Source organism: Mycolicibacterium chengduense, from assembly GCF_033741155.1.
Classification (GTDB): domain Bacteria; phylum Actinomycetota; class Actinomycetes; order Mycobacteriales; family Mycobacteriaceae; genus Mycobacterium.
Window position 1 is genome coordinate 592,040 of the sequence record NZ_JAWQNH010000004.1, and the last position, 17,972, is coordinate 610,011.

General features: G+C 64.7%; 14 protein-coding genes and 2 tRNA genes. 8 read left to right on the plus strand and 8 right to left on the minus strand.

What is annotated here, in order from left to right:
• Window positions 1-26 precede the first annotated feature (26 nt).
• Window positions 27-1,307 carry an ATP-dependent Clp protease ATP-binding subunit ClpX gene (clpX, locus tag SBI67_RS17920; protein ID WP_062657907.1) on the minus strand — a complete coding sequence of 427 codons (1,281 nt, stop codon included), beginning with the start codon at window positions 1,305-1,307 and terminating at the stop codon, window positions 27-29.
• A 437-nt stretch (window positions 1,308-1,744) separates the two neighbouring features.
• Here clpX and SBI67_RS17925 point away from each other — a divergent pair, with 437 nt between their 5' ends.
• Window positions 1,745-2,116 carry a DsrE family protein gene (locus SBI67_RS17925; RefSeq protein WP_318981842.1) on the plus strand — a complete coding sequence of 124 codons (372 nt, stop codon included), beginning with the start codon at window positions 1,745-1,747 and terminating at the stop codon, window positions 2,114-2,116.
• Window positions 2,117-2,205: 89 nt separating this feature from the next.
• On the opposite strand, the gene SBI67_RS17930 is transcribed toward SBI67_RS17925, so the two are convergent.
• From SBI67_RS17930 to tig, 3 genes are all read right to left on the minus strand, one after another.
• Window positions 2,206-2,832, minus strand: a complete 627-nt coding sequence (locus SBI67_RS17930; protein ID WP_024452296.1) for an ATP-dependent Clp protease proteolytic subunit — start codon at window positions 2,830-2,832, stop codon at window positions 2,206-2,208.
• Window positions 2,829-3,428, minus strand: coding sequence for an ATP-dependent Clp protease proteolytic subunit (locus SBI67_RS17935; RefSeq protein WP_024452297.1), 600 nt, complete (start codon window positions 3,426-3,428; stop codon window positions 2,829-2,831). The genes SBI67_RS17930 and SBI67_RS17935 overlap by 4 nt, the downstream gene beginning before the upstream one ends.
• Before the next feature lie 109 nt (window positions 3,429-3,537).
• Window positions 3,538-5,043, minus strand: coding sequence for a trigger factor (gene tig / locus SBI67_RS17940; RefSeq protein ID WP_318981843.1), 1,506 nt, complete (start codon window positions 5,041-5,043; stop codon window positions 3,538-3,540).
• Between the two features lie 266 nt (window positions 5,044-5,309).
• Here tig and SBI67_RS17945 point away from each other — a divergent pair, with 266 nt between their 5' ends.
• Both SBI67_RS17945 and SBI67_RS17950 read left to right on the plus strand, forming a co-directional pair.
• A complete protein-coding gene (locus tag SBI67_RS17945; RefSeq protein WP_318981844.1) occupies window positions 5,310-6,221 on the plus strand; it encodes a metal-dependent hydrolase in 912 nt (303 codons plus the stop codon).
• Window positions 6,218-7,357 carry a PDR/VanB family oxidoreductase gene (locus SBI67_RS17950; RefSeq protein WP_318981845.1) on the plus strand — a complete coding sequence of 380 codons (1,140 nt, stop codon included), beginning with the start codon at window positions 6,218-6,220 and terminating at the stop codon, window positions 7,355-7,357. The genes SBI67_RS17945 and SBI67_RS17950 overlap by 4 nt, the downstream gene beginning before the upstream one ends.
• An 11-nt stretch (window positions 7,358-7,368) precedes the next feature.
• Here SBI67_RS17950 and SBI67_RS17955 read toward each other — a convergent pair.
• Window positions 7,369-7,442 (minus strand) — tRNA-Pro (locus SBI67_RS17955).
• A 98-nt stretch (window positions 7,443-7,540) separates the two neighbouring features.
• Here SBI67_RS17955 and SBI67_RS17960 point away from each other — a divergent pair.
• Window positions 7,541-7,614 (plus strand) — tRNA-Gly (locus SBI67_RS17960).
• A gap of 301 nt (window positions 7,615-7,915) precedes the next feature.
• Window positions 7,916-9,142 (plus strand): alkane 1-monooxygenase, encoded by a 1,227-nt coding sequence (locus tag SBI67_RS17965; RefSeq protein WP_413232513.1) that lies wholly within the window; start codon window positions 7,916-7,918, stop codon window positions 9,140-9,142.
• Here the strand turns inward: SBI67_RS17965 and SBI67_RS17970 are convergent.
• The gene (locus SBI67_RS17970; protein ID WP_318981847.1) at window positions 9,133-10,905 is read right to left on the minus strand and encodes a cellulase family glycosylhydrolase; all 1,773 of its coding nucleotides are present in this window, start codon (window positions 10,903-10,905) and stop codon (window positions 9,133-9,135) included. The two genes, SBI67_RS17965 and SBI67_RS17970, sit on opposite strands and share 10 nt — an antisense overlap.
• Window positions 10,906-11,462: 557 nt before the next feature.
• Here SBI67_RS17970 and SBI67_RS17975 point away from each other — a divergent pair.
• Together SBI67_RS17975 and SBI67_RS17980 are read left to right on the plus strand one after the other, a co-directional pair.
• Window positions 11,463-12,293, plus strand: coding sequence for a DUF1542 domain-containing protein (locus SBI67_RS17975; protein ID WP_318981848.1), 831 nt, complete (start codon window positions 11,463-11,465; stop codon window positions 12,291-12,293).
• A 19-nt stretch (window positions 12,294-12,312) separates the two neighbouring features.
• Window positions 12,313-13,125 carry a DUF1542 domain-containing protein gene (locus SBI67_RS17980; RefSeq protein ID WP_318981849.1) on the plus strand — a complete coding sequence of 271 codons (813 nt, stop codon included), beginning with the start codon at window positions 12,313-12,315 and terminating at the stop codon, window positions 13,123-13,125.
• On the opposite strand, the gene SBI67_RS17985 is transcribed toward SBI67_RS17980, so the two are convergent.
• Window positions 13,122-14,804, minus strand: coding sequence for a cation:proton antiporter (locus SBI67_RS17985; RefSeq protein ID WP_318981850.1), 1,683 nt, complete (start codon window positions 14,802-14,804; stop codon window positions 13,122-13,124). The two genes, SBI67_RS17980 and SBI67_RS17985, sit on opposite strands and share 4 nt — an antisense overlap.
• A 149-nt stretch (window positions 14,805-14,953) precedes the next feature.
• On the opposite strand from SBI67_RS17985, the gene SBI67_RS17990 reads away from it, so the two are divergent.
• Entirely contained in the window at window positions 14,954-16,453 is a 1,500-nt protein-coding gene (locus SBI67_RS17990; protein WP_318981851.1) for an ATP-dependent nuclease, read from the plus strand.
• Here the strand turns inward: SBI67_RS17990 and SBI67_RS17995 are convergent.
• Window positions 16,381-17,525 (minus strand): IS3 family transposase gene (locus tag SBI67_RS17995; protein WP_413232514.1). Its coding sequence is split into 2 segments (ribosomal slippage): window positions 16,381-17,261 and window positions 17,261-17,525, totalling 1,146 coding nucleotides; the frame shifts between segments, so codons are not numbered across the junction. The two genes, SBI67_RS17990 and SBI67_RS17995, sit on opposite strands and share 73 nt — an antisense overlap.
• Window positions 17,526-17,972 lie beyond the last annotated feature (447 nt).

Genomic DNA, 17,972 nt, shown 5'->3' on the forward strand with positions numbered 1-17,972 from the left:
GCTCGTACCTCGCCGCTAGATCGGCGTCAGGCGGTCTTGTCCCGGCGCTCGGCCCGCGAGGGCTTGCGCGGCACGATGGTCGGCAGGACGTTGTCCAGCACGGTCTCCTTGGTGACAACCACCTTGGCGACATCGTCGCGGCTGGGGATGTCGTACATGGCGGGCTGCAAAACCTCTTCCATGATGGCGCGCAGGCCGCGGGCCCCGGTGCCGCGGTGGATGGCCTGGTCGGCGATGGCATCCAGCGCCTCGGGCGTCATCTCCAGCTCCACGCCGTCCATCTCGAACAGCCGGGTGTACTGCTTGACGAGCGCGTTCTTCGGCTTGGACAGGATCTGCACCAGCGATTCCTTGTCCAAGTTGGTCACCGAGGCGACAACCGGCAGGCGGCCGATGAACTCGGGGATCAGACCGAACTTGATCAGATCCTCGGGCATGACTTCAGCGAAGTGGTCCTGGGTGTCGATCTCGGCCTTGGAGTGCACCTCGGCGCCGAAGCCCAGGCCGCGCTTGCCGACGCGATCGGAGACGATCTTCTCCAGCCCGGCGAACGCACCCGCGACGATGAACAGCACGTTGGTGGTGTCGATCTGGATGAATTCCTGGTGCGGGTGCTTGCGGCCGCCCTGCGGCGGCACCGAGGCCTGGGTGCCTTCCAGGATCTTCAGCAGGGCCTGCTGCACACCCTCACCCGAGACGTCGCGAGTGATCGACGGGTTCTCGCTCTTGCGGGCGATCTTGTCGACCTCGTCGATGTAGATGATGCCGGTCTCGGCACGCTTGACGTCGTAATCGGCGGCCTGGATCAGCTTGAGCAGGATGTTCTCCACGTCTTCACCGACATAACCGGCTTCGGTGAGGGCGGTGGCGTCGGCGATGGCGAACGGCACGTTGAGCATCTTGGCCAGCGTCTGCGCCAGATAGGTCTTACCGCAGCCGGTGGGCCCGAGCATCAGGATGTTGGATTTGGCCAGCTCGACCGGCTCGGCGCGGGAATCGCGCGACTTCTCCTGCGCCTGGATGCGCTTGTAGTGGTTGTAGACCGCCACGGCCAAGGTCTTCTTGGCGGTGTCCTGGCCGATGACGTAGCCCTCGAGGAACTCGCGGATCTCGGCGGGCTTGGGCAGCTCGTCGAGTTTGACGTCGTCGGCGTCGGCGAGTTCCTCTTCGATGATCTCGTTGCACAGGTCGATGCACTCATCGCAGATGTACACGCCGGGACCCGCGATGAGCTTCTTGACTTGCTTCTGGCTCTTTCCACAGAACGAGCACTTCAGCAGGTCACCGCCGTCTCCAATGCGCGCCATGTGGGTGGGTCCTACTTCCTGTTGGCCTTCGGTTGCAACACCGCTTGGTGGGCTGCCCCGGGTGTTCACCCGACGCTACCCGTTCGCTCCATCCCGTTGCGACCGATAACACCGAATCGCGTGGGTGGTATTTGTTCGCGTGGAGGAGAACATATCCCTCCTCGCGGCTCGGCACCCGTCGGCGCGCGGACCGTGTCCCTGGCGTGTCGCCGGTGTAACGGAAACGCAGTCATCGAAGGTGCCTTCGCCGCGTTCCACGATACCGTGCGTGCTCACCGACAAAGGCGGAGATCACAGCCCTGCCTGGTGCCGTCGAAGACTCATCTGCAGCAGCTTTCCCATGGCTCTCGGTGGCCCCACCAGCAGACTCCCGGCCACCCCGATGAATCGCGCGAAAGTCCGACATGGGCGGACCCCGCGTGGGCGACGATCAGCTCATGACAAACACCACGAACAAAGCCGCCATCAGTCTCACCACCGGCTTGGAGGACGCGGAGAAGGTGACGGTGGCCTTCCTGGTCGCCGTCGGTGCCGCCGAATCGGGCCGCCCGACCATGATGTTCCTGACCAAGGAGGCCGTGCGACTGGCCGTGCCCGGGGTGGCCGTCGGTACCGCCTGTGACGGCTGCCCGCCGCTGTCGGACCTGCTGGCGCGCTATCAGAAGGCCGGCGGGCGCTACCTGGTCTGCCCGATCTGCGTCCAGTCCAAGCACCTGGACTCGAGCAACTTCATCGCCGGGGCCGAAGCGGGTGGCACAGTGCAGCTGTGGGAGTGGATCGGCGACGGAGCCACCACCTTCAGTTACTGAGCACCGTGTCCTGCCCGGAACGCGAAATTGCCGCTACGGCGCGTTCTTCTCGAACGTTCGCGCCGTAACGGCAATCTCGACGGGTGGATCTAGGCGTTCTGCGCCGACAGCTTCCGGTAGGCCAGCACGGTGTCGATGATCCCGTACTCCTTGGCTTCCTCGGCGGTGAGGATCTTGTCGCGGTCGGTGTCCTTGCGGATGACGGCCGGATCCTTACCGGTGTGCCGGGCCAGCGTGCTGTCCATCAGGCTGCGCATGCGCTCGATCTCGGCGGCCTGGATCTCCAGATCGGAGACCTGCCCCTGGATCGCCCCGCCGACGGCGGGCTGGTGGATGAGCACCCGGGCGTTGGGCAGCGCGAGCCGCTTGCCCGGGGTGCCGGCGGCCAGCAGCACCGCCGCGGCCGACGCGGCCTGCCCGAGGCAGACGGTCTGGATGTCGGCCCGGACGTACTGCATGGTGTCGTAGATCGCCATCAGCGAGGTGAACGAGCCACCGGGCGAGTTGATGTACATGGTGATGTCGCGATCGGGATCCAGCGACTCGAGCACCAGCAACTGGGCCATGATGTCGTTGGCCGAGGCGTCGTCGACCTGCACGCCGAGGAAGATGATGCGTTCCTCGAACAGCTTGTTGTACGGGTTGGACTCTTTGACGCCGAAACTGCTGTGCTCGATGAACGACGGCAGGATGTAGCGCGATTGCATCGGGTTCATTTGATACCTGCTCCTGGTCCGTCGCCGTTGACGCTGACGCTGGTGATGATGTGGTCGACGAAGCCGTACTCCAGGGCCTCCTTGGCGGTGAACCAGCGGTCGCGGTCGGCGTCAGCTTCCACCCGCTCCAACGTCTGGCCGGTGAACTCGGCGTTGAGCCGGTTCATCTCCTTCTTCGTCAACGCGAACTGCTCGGCCTGGATCGCGATGTCGGCCGCGCTACCACCGATGCCGGCGGACGGCTGGTGCATCATGATCCGCGCGTGCGGCAGGGCGTACCGCTTGCCTTTGGTGCCCGCGGCGAGCAGGAACTCGCCCATCGACGCCGCCAGACCCATGGCGTAGGTCGCCACGTCGCACGGCGCCAGCACCATGGTGTCGTAGATGGCCATCCCCGCGGTCACCGATCCACCCGGCGAGTTGATGTAGAGATGGATGTCCTTGGTGGGGTCCTCGGCAGCCAGCAGCAGAATCTGCGCGCACAGCCGATTGGCGATGTCGTCATCGACCTGGGTGCCCAGGAAGATGATGCGCTCGGCGAGCAACCGCTCATACACCGAGTCGATGAGGTTGAGCCCCGACGCGCCAGAACGCATGTCAGTCACGGCTGGATACCTGCTTTCTCGAGTTGTCGTACTCGTTCACCGACATTAACCAACGCGCGGCGAACCGCACGCCCGAGAGGGCGCGCGTTCGCTCACAGCGTCACTCGTCGGCGTCGTCGCCCTTGTCGTCATCCTTGGCTTCAGCCTTCTTCTCGGCCTTCTTCTTGGCCTTCTTGGCTGCCTTCTTCTCGGCCTTCTCCGCGTCGTCTTCCGCCGCGTCATCGGCCTCCGCCGCGGCCGGCTCGTCGTCACCCTCGATTTCGGCCTCGACAGGCTCGGCGCCACCGGACGGTCCGAAGAACTCGGCGGTGTCGATGACGTTTCCGTCGGTGTCGGTGACGGTCGCGCCGTGCACCACCGCGGCGATGGTCAGCCCGCGCCGCACGTCGGCGAACATGGCCGGCAGCTGGTTGTTCTGCTGCAGGAAGCCCAGCAGCTGCTGCGGCTCAAGCCCGTACTGGCGCGACATCAGCACCAGCCGCTCGGTCAAGTCGGCCTGCCCGACCTGGATGTCGAGCTTGTCGGCGATGGCGTCCATGAGCAGCTGCGTCTTGACGGCCTTCTCGGCATTGCTGCGGTTGTCCGCGTCGAACTCCTCGCGGCTGCTGCCCTGCTCGGTCAGCGACTCCTCGAACTTGCTCTCGTCGTGGTCGAGCCCGTGGATGGCGTTGTGCAGGGTGTCGTCGACCTGGGCCTGCACGATCGCCTCGGGCAGCGGGACCTCGACCTCGGCGAGCAGGGTCTCCAGCGCCTTGTCGCGGATCTGCTCGGCCTGCTGGATGCGCTTGGCGCGGCGCACCTGCTCGACGAGGTTCTCCTTGAGCTCGTCGATGGTGTCGAATTCGCTTGCCAGCTGCGCGAATTCGTCATCGGCCTCGGGCAGTTCACGCTGCTTGACCGAGTTCACCTTGACCGTCACCTCGGCCTCCCGGCCGGCGTGCGGGCCGGCGACGAGGGTGGTGGTGAAGACCTTGCTCTCGTCGGCTTTGAGACCGATGATCGCCTCGTCCAAGCCCTCGATGAGCTGGCCGGAACCGACCTCGTGGGACAGCCCTTCGGTCTTGGCCTCGGGCACGTCCTCGCCGTCGACGGTGGCCGACAGGTCGATCGAGACGAAGTCACCCTCGGCGGCGGGGCGCTCGACACCGGTCAGGGTGCCGAAGCGGGCGCGCAGGTTCTGCAGCTCGGTGTCGACCTCGTCGTCGCCGACCTCGATCGGGTCGACGGTGAACGTGAGCGACCCGAGGTCGGGCAGCTCGATCTCCGGCCGGATGTCCACCTCGGCGGTGAAGACCAGCTCCGCGTTGTCCTCGAGCTTGGTCACCTCGATCTCGGGCTGCCCGAGGGGCTGCACCTCGGCGCTGGTGACCGCCTCGCTGTAGCGACTCGGCAGCGCGTCGTTGACCACCTGCTCCAGCACCGCGCCGCGGCCGATGCGGGCCTCCAGGAGCTTGCGCGGCGCCTTGCCGGGCCGGAAGCCGGGCAGCCGGATCTGCTGGGCCAGCTGCTTGAAGGCCCGGTCGAAGTCCGGCTCCAGCTCGGCGAAGGGAACCTCGACGTTGATCCGAACCCGAGTGGGGCTCAGCTTCTCGACCGTGCTTTTCACTGCGTTACTCCTGTTTGCGTCTTCGGTGGCAGCACGGCACGCCAGGACGAAACAAGTCGTCTCCGGTGGCCCGCGCGCTTCGCGAACAGGGTAGTTGACCCGCTCGACCACCCGACACTTGGCGTCCCCGAGCAGGGCTGCGTACGTCGCGACGATCCGCAATACGACCAATCCGCGTCCGTTTGCGCACCGAATACACAGCAAATGTTCAAACGCCCTCGACGCGGGGAACCGTGTGTCACAGTCACCCCCCAAGGAGGTCCGTCGTGACTCAGCAGCGGCTCGTCAACACGAGCCCGATTGACGAATTCGCCCCGGAAGAAGTGGCGCTGCGCCCCAGGGACGCGCGGTTCAACTGGGAGAACACGCCTCTGCACTGGATGTCGGGTGATCCGTACGGCTCACACGCGGCCACGACGCTGAACCTGTTCTTGCCGGTCGCCGAGCGCTGGTTCGCCAAGCTGCTGACCGATTCGCTGGAGTACGTGCGCGACGAGCGGCTACGCGAGCAGATCATCGGCTTCATCGGTCAGGAGGCGATCCACGCCCGCACCCATGACGACGTGCTGGTGCAGTTCGTGCGCCAACACGGCATCGACCCGACGCCGTTCTTGGAGCAGCTGGAATGGGTGGCCGGTCAATACGACAAGCGGATGGAACGAGTCACCGGTTCGGGCCGGCGTAAGGCGCTGGCCTCGGGTACCCACGCGCTCAGCGCCGCCGAACACTTCACCGGCGTACTGGGCCACTGGTCGCTGAACAACGCGTGGGACAGCCTCGGGGTGGACCCCACCATGGCCGACCTGCTGCGCTGGCACGGCGCCGAAGAGGTGGAGCACCGGCACGTGTCCTACAACGTCGCCAAGTACTTCGGCATGGACTACTTCGCGCAGGCGGCGGCGGGTGTCATGGTCAGCGTGGCGTTCTTCGGACTGAGCCTGCGCGGGATCAAATTCCTGGTGCACGAGGATCCGTCGCTGCCGAACCTCGGCTATCTGCGGCTGGCGTGGAAGCTGCGCGCCTCCGGCAAGCGCGGGTCCATCCCCACCGTGCCCTACCTGGTCCGGTCCGGGCTGAAACTGCTGCGCCGGGATTACTCGCCGGTCGACGAGGGCAGCACTGCGCAGGCGGTCGCCTACCTGGCCGCCTCCCCCGCTGCCCGCGCCATGGCCGGATGAGCCGCTGGTCGCTGCGCGCGTTCCTCAAGCCCTACGTCGGGGATCCGCCACCGGGCTTGTATCGCACCACGGCACCGGATTTGTTGATCCGCGTCGCGGGGGCTGCGGTGCCGCATTTTCTGTCGGTGGTGACGCGTCTCGGCGGCGGTGCAGAGCTTCCGGAACTGCCGGCCGCGGTGAACCGGACGCCGATGCGGATCGCCGACCGGCGGACCGTCGCGGCCGACGGCCAGGTCGTGGCGCTGACGCTGACACCGCTGGACAGCGGCTCCGAGGTGCCACGCTGGAATCCGGGCGCCCACATCGACGTGCACCTGCCTTCCGGCCTCACTCGGCAATACTCGTTGTGCGGTGACCCGCAACGCCGCGGCGAGTACCGAATTGCCGTGCGGCACAGCCCAGAAGGCGGTGGCGGGTCGATCGAAGTGCACGGCCTGACCGTCGGCGCGCGCGTCGAGGTGAGCGACCCACGCAACGCCTTCATGATGCCGGTGCCCGGTTCGGCGTCGCGCACCACACGGCTACGTTTCATCGCCGGCGGAATCGGGATCACCCCGATCCTGCCGATGATCCGGCTGGCCGAACGCCAGGGGACACCGTGGACGCTGTGCTACACCGGCCGCAGCAGGGCCGCGCTGGCGTTCCTGGACGAACTGCTGCCCTACGGCGACAAGGTGCACCTGCGCACCGATGACGTGCACGGCTTGCCCAGCGCGCAGGTGTTGTTGGGGGACGTCGACCCGAGTACCGCGGTGTATGTGTGCGGGCCACCGCCGATGATCGATGTCGTCCTGCGCGGCATCCCGGTGGACTCCGGCGTCGAGGTGCACAGTGAGCGTTTCAGTGCCGCTCCGGTGGTCGACGGTGCACCGTTCGAGCTGGAACTGGCCCGCGGTGGCGCCGTGGTCGGCGTGGGAGCCGAGCAGAGCGCGCTGGCCGTGTTGCGCAATGCCGTTCCCACCGTGGCCTATTCGTGTCAGCAGGGGTACTGCGGGACCTGCGTCCAACGCGTCGTCTCCGGCGAGGTGGACCACCGCGACCAACTGCTCACCGCCGAGCAGCGGGAACTGGGCCAGATGCTGGTGTGTGTATCCCGGGCCAAGCACGCCGGTGAACGACTGGTGCTGGATCTGTAGAACGGACCGAGTCGGGGTGACAGGATTTGAACCTGCGGCCTTCCGCTCCCAAAGCGGATGCGCTACCAAGCTGCGCTACACCCCGTGTTTCGCTGCGGTCGGAATACTACGGGTTCAACACGCTGGGGCGTCAATTGGCTTTGTCTGCGCCCTCGCCGGTACAGTCTTGCGTTGCACGATCATGCGGGCGTAGCTCAATGGTAGAGCCCTAGTCTTCCAAACTAGCTACGCGGGTTCGATTCCCGTCGCCCGCTCCACAGAACCGGCCCACGCGGCCGGTTTTCTGGTTTTCCCAGGCTTCTCAGCCATCGGCTGACCCATTCAACGAATTTGCTGAGTGCCAGTCCGATCTCGATTTGCACCACGACCGCGTCGGATTCTCCATTCTGGCAATATCCTGTTTATTGACTGTGCAGACAATGCCCATCCGCGTCTTGGAGCGAATAATGAGAGCTCAGAGTTCAGGGCGCTTGAACAGGTAAGTCACATCGATATCGCCCCGTGCGGCCAGACTCAGCAACGTTTGCTAACGCAAGGTGTGCGCGATATAAGTATCCGATGACGGTGCAGCCGCTGCCCACGACGGAACACGAACATTCCGTGACTGACGTTTCCAAGAAGGTTGCTCCAGCGAACTGGCGCGACTCGAAGCGATATCTCTGGCTGCTCGTTCCGGCGACACCCGGCATGGTCGCGCTGTCCTGGCTTCTGGTGTGGACGACCGGGTGGAGCCCGTTCTGGTGGACGGGCGCCGTCCTGACCTTCGTGGTCATGCCGATCGTCGACCACGTGCTCGGCCGCGATACCCGGCACCGCGCCCCGGACGAGGCGTTGGCAGCACTGGAGAACGACCGGTACTACCGGGCGGCCACCCACCTCTACCTGCCCGCTCAGTACCTGTCGCTGATCTTCGCCTGCTGGCTGTGGGCGGGCGGCGGCTGGCTGCACATCTCCCCCGTCGGCAAATTGGGGCTGATGGTGGCCACCGGTGTGGTGGGCGGGGTCGCCAACAACGCCGCCCACGAACTCGGCCACAAACGTGGCCGGGCCGAGCGCTGGCTGAGCAAGGTGGCTCTGGCGCAGACCTGCTACGGGCAGTTCTACGTGGAGCATAACCGCGGCCACCACGTCCGAGTGGCCACCGCCGAGGATCCGGCCAGCGCCCGCTTCCGGGAGAACGTCTATGCGTTCGCCGTCCGGTCGGTGACCGGCAGTACCCGCTCGGCATGGCAGCTGGAAGCCAAACGTCTTGCCCGTCAAGGGCATTCGATGTGGTCCATGCGCAACGACGTGCTCAACGCCTGGCTGTTGAGCGCCGCGATGCTGGTGGGACTGACGGTCTGGTTCGGCGCGGTGGATCTACCCTGGCTGGCCGGCCAAGCGCTCGTCGGCATCTTCCTACTGGAGGCGATGAACTACGTGTCGCACTACGGTTTACGCCGCCGGCGGCTGGCATCGGGACGATACGAGCCACTGCGGCCTGCGCACTGCTGGAACAGCACCGCCGTCATGACCAACGTCTTCCTGCTCCACCTGCAGCGCCATTCCGATCACCATCTGCATCCACTGCGCCGGTTCCAGGCCGTGCGCGACACCGAACAGGCGCCCCAACTGCCGGGCGGGTATGTCGCGATGCTCGTGCTCTCGCTGTGCCCGCCCTTGTGGCGGCGGGTGATGGATCCGCGCGTGCTCGATGTCTACGGCGGCGATATCAGCCGCACCGCGCTGCGACCGCGCGATGCGAAACGCATCGCGCGGTCACAGGTGCGGGCCGATCAGGACTGAGAAGCCCGATTCCGGTCCGGGGCGCGGTCATTGGCACCCGGCTTCGCCGACCGGTCGCTCACGGCCCGCTCGCGGTGGCCACTCGGACGCTCGGCCGTGCCCCGCTGCTGGGAACGCGTGGACGCGCTGTCGCGCTCATCGCTCGCGCGGGTGGCCGGGCTAGCCGGCGTAGCCGGGGTTGCGGGCGTGGCCCGGGTCGCGTGGTTCGTCGACGTGGCCGGCGGCGCCGGGGTCGCCGGGGTGGCCGGGGTGGCCGGCTTTGCCGGGGCCGCAGGTGTCACCCGGGTGGGCTCAGGCTGTGAACCCGCCGTCGGCTCAGGTGACTCCTGTTGTGCGGCAACCCGATCGGGTTCGGCCTGAGTGGCGGCGATCAGCGGAGCCCGCAGCGAATCCCCGGTGGCCGGGCTGGTTTCGGCGCTCGCTGCCGTCGGTTGCGTTGTCGCCGTAGATGTTTCGGCCGCGTCCGAGGCAGTGTCGAGAGGCGCCATTCGCAGCATCGGCGTGGCCGTCGTAGCGGTCGATGTCGTTGTCGTGGTGCCCGGGTTCAGAGCCTGCTGCACCGACGCCGTCCAGCTGACCCAGGCGGCGGCCACCGAATCGGCCCAACTCTGCGCCGGATCAGTCGTCGTCGTCGGTGTCTGCACCGGCGCCGCGACCGGATCGGCCGGCTGCACATCCGGAACCTGCCCGCCGTGCTCGGCAATCCAGTTCCGGACCACCGCGGCCGCCTGCTTGGGTGTCCAGTCGTCCCGGAACAGTCCCCAGGTGTCCTCGACCTCGGTGGAGCTGGAGTTCTGGTCGACGAGTGAGTAGATGAACATCGGCCCCACCCCGTCCAGCGTCGACCAGGTGTCCATGAAGTCATTGATGAAGTCGGCCTGCTGCGCCTCCGAGACATACGAAGTCGGCAGGCCGTACTCGCTGGTCCAGATGAGCTTGGCGGCATCACCGTTCTCGTTCATCAGCTGGCGCATCGCCTCAAGCTGCCCCTCCGCCGAGATCGGATTTCCCACACCGTCGCCGAACTTCCAGTCGTAGTTGTACGGGTGATAGGACAACGCGTCGAAATACCCTGCCGCACCGGCGGCATACATGTCCTGAACGAACTCCACCGGACTGATGTTGATATCGCCGACGGTGCGCCCGGCCGTCACCACCCCGCCGACGACGGTTCCGCTGGGGTCGACCGCCTTGATCGCCGTGTACGCCGCCTTGAGCAACTCGGTGTACGCAGCGGGATCGGGCTTCGGATTCCAGAACACGTAACTCTGCGGTTCATTCCAGATCTCGTAGGCCGAGATGCGCGCACTCTCCGGGTCGCCGGTGCCCGCGCCGTATCGGGTGGCCAGCGCGCCCATGAAGGTGCCGAAGTCCGCGGGATCGTTCGGCGCCCCATAGGCCGAGGTCTGGTTGTCGGACGCCCACGTCGGCGTGCTGGTGACCGCGGCAAGGACGGCCATGCCGCGCGCCTCGGCGGCGTCGATCACCTTGTCCACGTTGGTCCAGTCGTAGACCCCGGGCGCCGGTTCGACCGCACGCCAGGGGACGAACATCCGGAACTGCGTGACACCGAGCGACTGCATGGTGTCCAGCGCGGTGTTCACTTCCTCCGGTGTCATGAAATACAGCTGGGACTCCGCGACACCGACGGCATCAGACGACGTGTCGATCGCCGCGGCGAGCGCCACGTCATAGGACGCCTGACGCAGTGCGGTGGGCGTCGGGGCGGGCGGCGCCGCCGCACCCATCAGAGTGGCCGCCAATAACGGCGCTGCCCCAAGCGCTATCGGTTTTGCTAGGCACTTCCATGAACCCCACATAATCCTTGCTCCAACCTTCTCCCGACCCATCACTTGTCGCGTTCTGCATCACAGCGCCGTGCTCTATGCGTTACCCGCGCAGCGCGGCTGTCAATCACGAGTCAGCAAACTTCTGCATCGGCAGAGAATCTTTGATGGGCTCGGTAAACCGGCGTGAACTGCGGATATATCGCCAATTAATTCACTTGTAAGTAAATACGCGGCGCCTGGATGGCAACCTGGCGGCGACTATCGGGCGAGGACGCGGGCAGGAATCACCATTGATCAGGCGGGCCGGCGGATGGCCCTCATTCGCGTCGACCGAATTCGCCAGCATGCCACATAGGAATTTGCTACAGCTATCTTTTCTTGCGGAAATCGCTCGATAGCCGTTCTCGCTCACGAATCGCTGCGTAACGAAAATCGGGGCCGCGCGTAGTGGGCGCGGGCCTTAGATTCGCTCTCAGCAAAGCGGCTCCGAGGCCGCAGACCAGGCGATTTCTGTCGGTACGCTGAAAGCCATGAATGGCGTCCTGCTCGTGCTCATCGTCCTGGTCATCGGCGCCATCGGCGCCGCGGTGTACTTCTCGCAGAAGGCATCCGGGCAGCGCAACGCCGCTTCGCTGGCTGACGCCAAGGCCGACGCCCGCCGGGTCATCGAACGGCTCGGGGGCCAGGTGTTCAATCTGACCGGCGCCGACGACGCGTCCAAACAGGCCCTGGCAGACGCCTCCGAGCGCTACACCGCGGCGTCCTCGCAGATCGATCAGGCCACCACCGCCAAGCAAGCACTGCTGGCGAAGGAGAGCGCCATCGAAGGCCTGTACTACGTCCGGGCCGCACGCACCGCCATGGGTATGGATCCGGGCCCCGAGCTGGAGACGCTCACCGGCCAACGCTCGGCCGGCGCGGTCACCGAGGATCGCCGAATCCAGTTCGACGGTAAGGAGATCGAGGCCTCACCCACCCCGTCACAGCGCACCCCGAACTACTACCCCGGCGGCCGCGTCGCCGGTCGCCCGGTGCCCGCCGGCTGGTACTCCGAACCCTGGTGGAAACCGGCCCTGATCGCCGGCGCCTGGGGTGTGGGCTCGGTCCTGCTGTTCGACGCATTGTTCTCCGGCATGCACGGAGTCGATTACGGCGCACAGGGTTTCGAGAACGGCTACGGTGACGGCTTCCAGCAGGGCTTCGAGCAGGGCGAGCAGGCCGGCCTCGACCAGGGTGGCCAGGATATGGGCGCCGACGGCGGCTGGGGCGGTGACAGCTGGGGCGGCGGCAACGGTTTCGACGGGGGTGGCGACTTCGGCGGATTCGACGGCGGCGGCGACTTCGGCGGATTCGACTTCTGATCCGCTTACGCTGATCGCCATGAACGGCATCCTGCTGATCCTCATCCTGTTCGTCATCGCCGGCATCGGTCTGCTGGTGTACACGTCCTCGAAGGCGGCAGGCAGCCGCAACGCCGCCACGCTGGCCGATGCCAAGGCCGACGCGCGCCGGGTCATCGAACGGCTCGGGGGCCAGGTGTTCAATCTGACCGGCACCGACGACGCGTCCAAACAGGCCCTGGCCGATGCCTCCGAGCGCTACAACGCCGCGGCGTCGCAGATCGATCAGGCCACCACGGCGCGCCAGGCGGCGCTGGCCAAGGAGAGTGCGATCGAGGGGCTGTACTACGTCCGGGCCGCGCGGGCCGCGATGGGCCTGGATCCGGGACCGGAGCTGGAGACGCTGAGCGGTCAGCGGGCGGCGGGTGCGGTCACCCAGGACCGGCGTGTGACGGTGGAGGGCAGGCAGATCGAGGCCTCGCCCACCCCGTCGCCGCGCACGCCGAACTACTACCCCGGCGGCCGGGTCGCCGGCCGCCCGGTGCCCGCCGGCTGGTACTCCGAACCCTGGTGGAAACCGGCCCTGATCGCCGGCGCCTGGGGTGTGGGCTCGGTCCTGCTGTTCGACGCGCTGTTCGACGGCATGCACGGAGTCGATTACGGCGCACAGGGTTTCGAGAATGGCTATGGCACCGGGTTCGATCAGGGTTTTCAGCAGGGGTTCGACCAGGGCAACGGCTCCGACGGCGTCTGGGACACCGGCAGCGGCAGCTGGGACGGCGGCAACTCCGGCTGCAGCGGGTCCAGTTGCAGTGGGTCCAGTTGTGGTGGCGGTGGCTGCGGCGGCAGCTAGAGCCGGCTTTCCAGGCGGGACGATACCCCGGCCTCCTGCAGGTCCAGCCGCTCCAGCATGGCGCGCACCGCTTCGTCTTCGATGTGGCCTTCGTCGCGCTCGGTGATGAGCGCCGCCCGCTGCGCGGACAGCACGTCGCGGTAGAGCGCCGAGAACACCTTCGCGCGTTTGGTCGGCGCCTCGGGATCGGGCATCTCCTCGACATCCTCCGAGTGCCTGGCGATCGCCGTGCGGATCTCGGCAAGCACCTGCGGATCCATCCCCTCGGGCGGGTTGTCCCGGAACTCCGCCAGCACCCGGTCGGCCGCGGCGTGCACCACCCGTTCGGCCTTCAGTTCCTCCTCCCGGTCGGCGGCGTGGTCGTCGTTGAACCGGGACAGCTGGAGGCGGCGGATCAGCCACGGCAGCGACCACCCCTGGATCAGCAAGGTGCCGACGCTCACCACGAAGGCGATGGCCTGGATGGTGGCGCGCTCGGGAAACGGGTCCCCGTCCATGGTCGTCGCGGGAATCGCGGCCGCCGCGGCAAGGGTGACCACGCCCCGCATCCCGGTCCAGGACACCACCACGTTCTCCTGCCAGGACAGCGTGCGCCGGTCGATGCGCGAGCGCCACTTGCCCGGCGGCTTGCGTCGGGTCCCGACCGCGCCACGCGCCCGCGCCGGCGCCGGCACACTGAGCCGCGTCTCCACGTGGCGGAACAGCTTGTTGCGACCGAACATCGCGAACACCGACAGCGGCCGGATGGCCAGCACGATCACCAGCACGATTGCCGAGGCGATGGCCACCTCCATCAGCGACTCGTGGGCTTCGCGCAGATCCTCCAACACGAACCGCAGATGCAAGCCGATATAGGCGAACACGAACGCTTCCAGCAGCACGTCGACGGAGTTCCACACGTACCGCTCCTGCAGCCGGGTCTGATAGCCGGCACCCAGGGTGCCGTTGCCCACCACGAAACCGGCGACGACGACCGCCAGCACACCGGAGGCGTGCAGTTCCTCGGCGGCGATGAACGCCCCGAACGGCACGACCAGGCCCTGCACCGTCTCCAGGCCCGGATTGGCCAGCCGGCGGCGGATCCACAGGGTGACGTAGCCGAGCGCGGCGCCGACGAGCGGCCCGACCACCGCGCTGTACCCGAAGAGCAGGAACGGATTTTCGATGAAGGTGTGGCTGCCGGCCACCTGCGCGACGGCGACCGAGAACAACGCCAGCGCGGCCGCGTCGTTGATCAGGCTCTCACCGGTCAGGATGGCCATCACGCGTTTGGGCAGGCCGAGTTTGCGGCCCACCGCGACCGCGGTGACGGCATCGGGTGGCGCCACGATGGCGCCGAGCACCAGCGCCGTGCCGAAGGTCAACGGCACCAAGGCCAGCCAGGAGGACACCGCGGCGACCGCGAATGCGCTGATCACCACCAGGCCGACACCCAGGCCGAGGATCGGGCGGATGTTGCGCAGGAACGTCGGGAACGAGAAGTCCAGGGCGGCCGAATACAGCAGGGGCGGCAGTACCACCGTCAGCAGGATGTGCGAATCGAGTTCGGGTGCTTCGAATCCGGGCAGGAACGATACGGCGATGCCGACGACCACGATCATCAGGGCGGGTTCGAAGCCACGACGGTGGGCGATGGCGGTGACCAGGATGGCTCCGACGACGACAAGGATCAGTTCCACGTACTGATTGTCCCGTAGTCCGGTCGGACGCTCCGCCCAACCAGTAGAGGTCACAAGCACGGCGGGGCTCACCACAAAACTGAGGCTCCCCGTCTAGAATAACGACTCGGGATTAGACCCATGATCTGAAGCCCGCCAGCGATTAGACGGTGACCTCCGCAGGTCGAGGTCGCACATTACGAACGAAAAGGCATTGGCGCCAGTTGATCAGTAAAATGCGGATGGTCAATTTTAAAGGTTTTGAGAACTTCACGTTGAACCTTGGCGGACGAACCTCAATCCTTGTCGGACCGAATAATGCCGGCAAAAGCACAGCGATCGGCGCACTTCGACTAAGTGCACATTTACTCTCATACTCGAAAATGCGTAAATCAGATTTTACAACCCTTGATACTCTGCGCGGTCGGAGTGTTCATGCATATCGTCTGTCTTCGGCTCCAGCTGAGTTCATTGCAGAAAATATTGCACACGAATTTCGGGAAGTCGAGGCTCGCGTAGAGATACAATTCAAGAACCGAGCGGCATTGTACATTGTTTGGCCAATTGACGATCAACCGTTCTACTACCTTGAGCACATAGCGGGCGCCCAACCCCCATCCCTTCAGGTGACCCGGCGCGATTACCCCTCGGTAGGCGTGGTGCAAACATTGACACCTGTCGAGCATCGCGAAACAGTTCTGTCCGAAGACCATATCAAGAAGAGCATCGGAACAAGGCTAGCGAGCAAGCACTTCAGAAACCAGTTGTATTTGACTCAAGCTAACGACCCAGAGGGCTACAGCCAGTACATTGAATTCGCTTTACAGCATACGCCGGAACTGACCGGAATTGAGGTTGTCCGCTCAAAATATAATGCCGACCTCGACTTATTTTTTACCGAATATAAATCGCGCGTAGAGAAAGAAATATATTGGGCAGGCGACGGCCTTCAGATTTGGCTTCAGCTACTTTTCCACATTTGGAGGCTTAGGAACTGCAATTCGATTATTCTCGATGAACCCGACGTCTACTTGCATCCTGACTTACAACGAAGACTAGTGGGCATACTAGAGGACCTCTCATCTCAGGTGATCCTCTCAACGCATGCACCCGAAATACTTGCGGAGTCGAGCAGAGACGCAGTCGTGCTTCTCGATCGCACACGTCGTTCTTCGAAGAAGGTCTCTTCAGCCGCCGATCTTTCAGCGCTAAATAACGCACTCGGTTCTGGCTTCAACTTAAGGCTCGCAAAAGCCCTTCGTTCGAAAACTGTTTTGTTTGTCGAAGGGAAAGATATGAAGATACTCTCAAATTTGGCGCGAACAATAGGCGCCACAAATTTTCATCGCGAGAACGGCTTGACAGTCATCCCGATGGGGGGATCGTCTAAGCGGAGGCTTGCGGAGTCATTCGGCTGGGTAAACAAAACCTTACTCGATTCTTCAGTTCGCGTAGCGGTGTACTTGGACCGCGACTACCTAGATCAAGATGCGGTAAATAAAATCCTCAAAGAATTTCAACAAAACTCGATCGTCGGATGGCGAGTCCCCGTTTCCGAGTCCACCCGGTTCTGGAGTCGGGGTGGTGTGATCCAGATTCAATTGATGCTGCAGGCCATCGGGGTGTGGGTACACCTGCAGACGGCAGCGTACTCGGCTGGCGTGCGGTAACCCAGTGCCGAGTGGCGGTGCCCGGTGTTGTGTTCTGTCTTGAAGTCACCAATGACCACGCGGGCTTCGAGCAGGGTGTTCCAGTGGTTGCGGTTGAGGCACTCCTTGCGTAGTCGGTTGTTGAACGATTCGATGTGTCCGTTGTTCCACGGCGTCCCCGGCGGGATATACGACATGCCAGTCCGACCGTCGCAGAACCGTTGCAGCGCTTGAGAAATGAACTCCGGACCGTTATCCATTCGCAGCACCCTCGGCGGGCCGCCGGTGGCGGCGAACACCTTCTTCAACTCCTCAACGAGCCGGTCGGCGGTGATCGACCGCTCAACGATGTGCAGAAGGGAGACGCGGGTGTGCTCGTCGAGCATCGAGGCGATCTTGATGGCCTTGCCGTCGATGGTGGAGTCGAACTGGAAGTCGATCGCCCACACCACGTTCGGGGCATCAGCCTCGACTGGCGGGATCGAGGCCACCCCGGCCCGCTTGCGCGGACTGTGTACCCGCACCTGCAGCCCTTCCTCGCGCCACAGGCGGTGGACTTTCTTTTTGTTGACCTCGCGGCGTTCGTCGTAGCGCAACGCCGCCCAGGCACGCCGAAACCCATGGCAGGGGTGTTTGGTGGCGTAGGAACGCAGCCAGGCCCGCATCTCGGTATCGGGATCAGCCGGTGTCTGTGCCTGAGGGAGTCGGCGGCAGGTGGAGCGAGCCAGCCCAACAGCTTTGCACGCCAGCCGTTCCGACATGCCCATCGTGGTGGTGAGCATGTCGACGGCGCGGCGCTTGGCAGCTGGGCTCAGAATTTTCCCTTCGCGACCTCCCGCAAGGCGTCTTTGACCAGCTCAGCCTCGGCCAACAGCCGCTTCAATCGGGCGTTCTGCTCCCGCAGCTCCTTAAGCTCTTTGGCGGCGTCGGTGTCCATGCCGCCGTAGGCGCGGCGCCAGTTGTACAACGTCGCCGGCGAGACTTCGAGCTCGGCAGCGATCTCCTCGCCGGTCTTGCCCTCCGCGGCCAGTTCGTCCGCGCGGCGCAGTTTGCGCACGATGTCTTCTGCGGAGTTCCGCTTCCGACCAGCCATACGTTCATCGTCCCTTCTCGCCCACCATCGGGCTACAGGACTCTAGAACTCGCTGGACTCGTTCACCGGGAACACGCCACGGACACGTTTGGAACCGTAGCGAACTAGAAAGTTATCTAATTTCTCCTACATGCATTGCGCGTCTAAGCGACCTAGGTGTTGACCAGGTAACTCTACTGCTGGACGATGCATACGAAAGCCTGAAGGAGGCATCTTACGCGCAGATATTGGCACAGGCCTTAGAAAGGAGCAAGCCGCTAGGAGAGCACACGTCAACGACTATTTCGAGGACACATATAGAGTTTGAAGAACGCTGGAAGGATCCATCTTGGCGGCTCTCAATTGTCCCCGGAAAGGATGTGCTGAGTAAGATTAATCAATCGATTCAAAAGTCAGGGGGAAAGGCGGTAAGCGCTCGCGCCTTATCGGTCCGGCTACACCTGAACG

What these genes read in the sequence shown, in the direction of transcription:
- clpX (WP_062657907.1), bottom strand. Translation starts at nt 1,307, where the DNA reads ATGGCGCGCATTGGAGACGGCGGTGACCTGCTGAAGTGCTCGTTCTGT.
- SBI67_RS17925 (WP_318981842.1), top strand. Translation starts at nt 1,745, where the DNA reads ATGACAAACACCACGAACAAAGCCGCCATCAGTCTCACCACCGGCTTG.
- SBI67_RS17930 (WP_024452296.1), bottom strand. Translation starts at nt 2,832, where the DNA reads ATGAACCCGATGCAATCGCGCTACATCCTGCCGTCGTTCATCGAGCAC.
- SBI67_RS17935 (WP_024452297.1), bottom strand. Translation starts at nt 3,428, where the DNA reads ATGCGTTCTGGCGCGTCGGGGCTCAACCTCATCGACTCGGTGTATGAG.
- SBI67_RS17950 (WP_318981845.1), top strand. Translation starts at nt 6,218, where the DNA reads ATGAGCCGCTGGTCGCTGCGCGCGTTCCTCAAGCCCTACGTCGGGGAT.
- SBI67_RS17965 (WP_413232513.1), top strand. Translation starts at nt 7,916, where the DNA reads ATGACGGTGCAGCCGCTGCCCACGACGGAACACGAACATTCCGTGACT.
- SBI67_RS17975 (WP_318981848.1), top strand. Translation starts at nt 11,463, where the DNA reads ATGAATGGCGTCCTGCTCGTGCTCATCGTCCTGGTCATCGGCGCCATC.
- SBI67_RS17980 (WP_318981849.1), top strand. Translation starts at nt 12,313, where the DNA reads ATGAACGGCATCCTGCTGATCCTCATCCTGTTCGTCATCGCCGGCATC.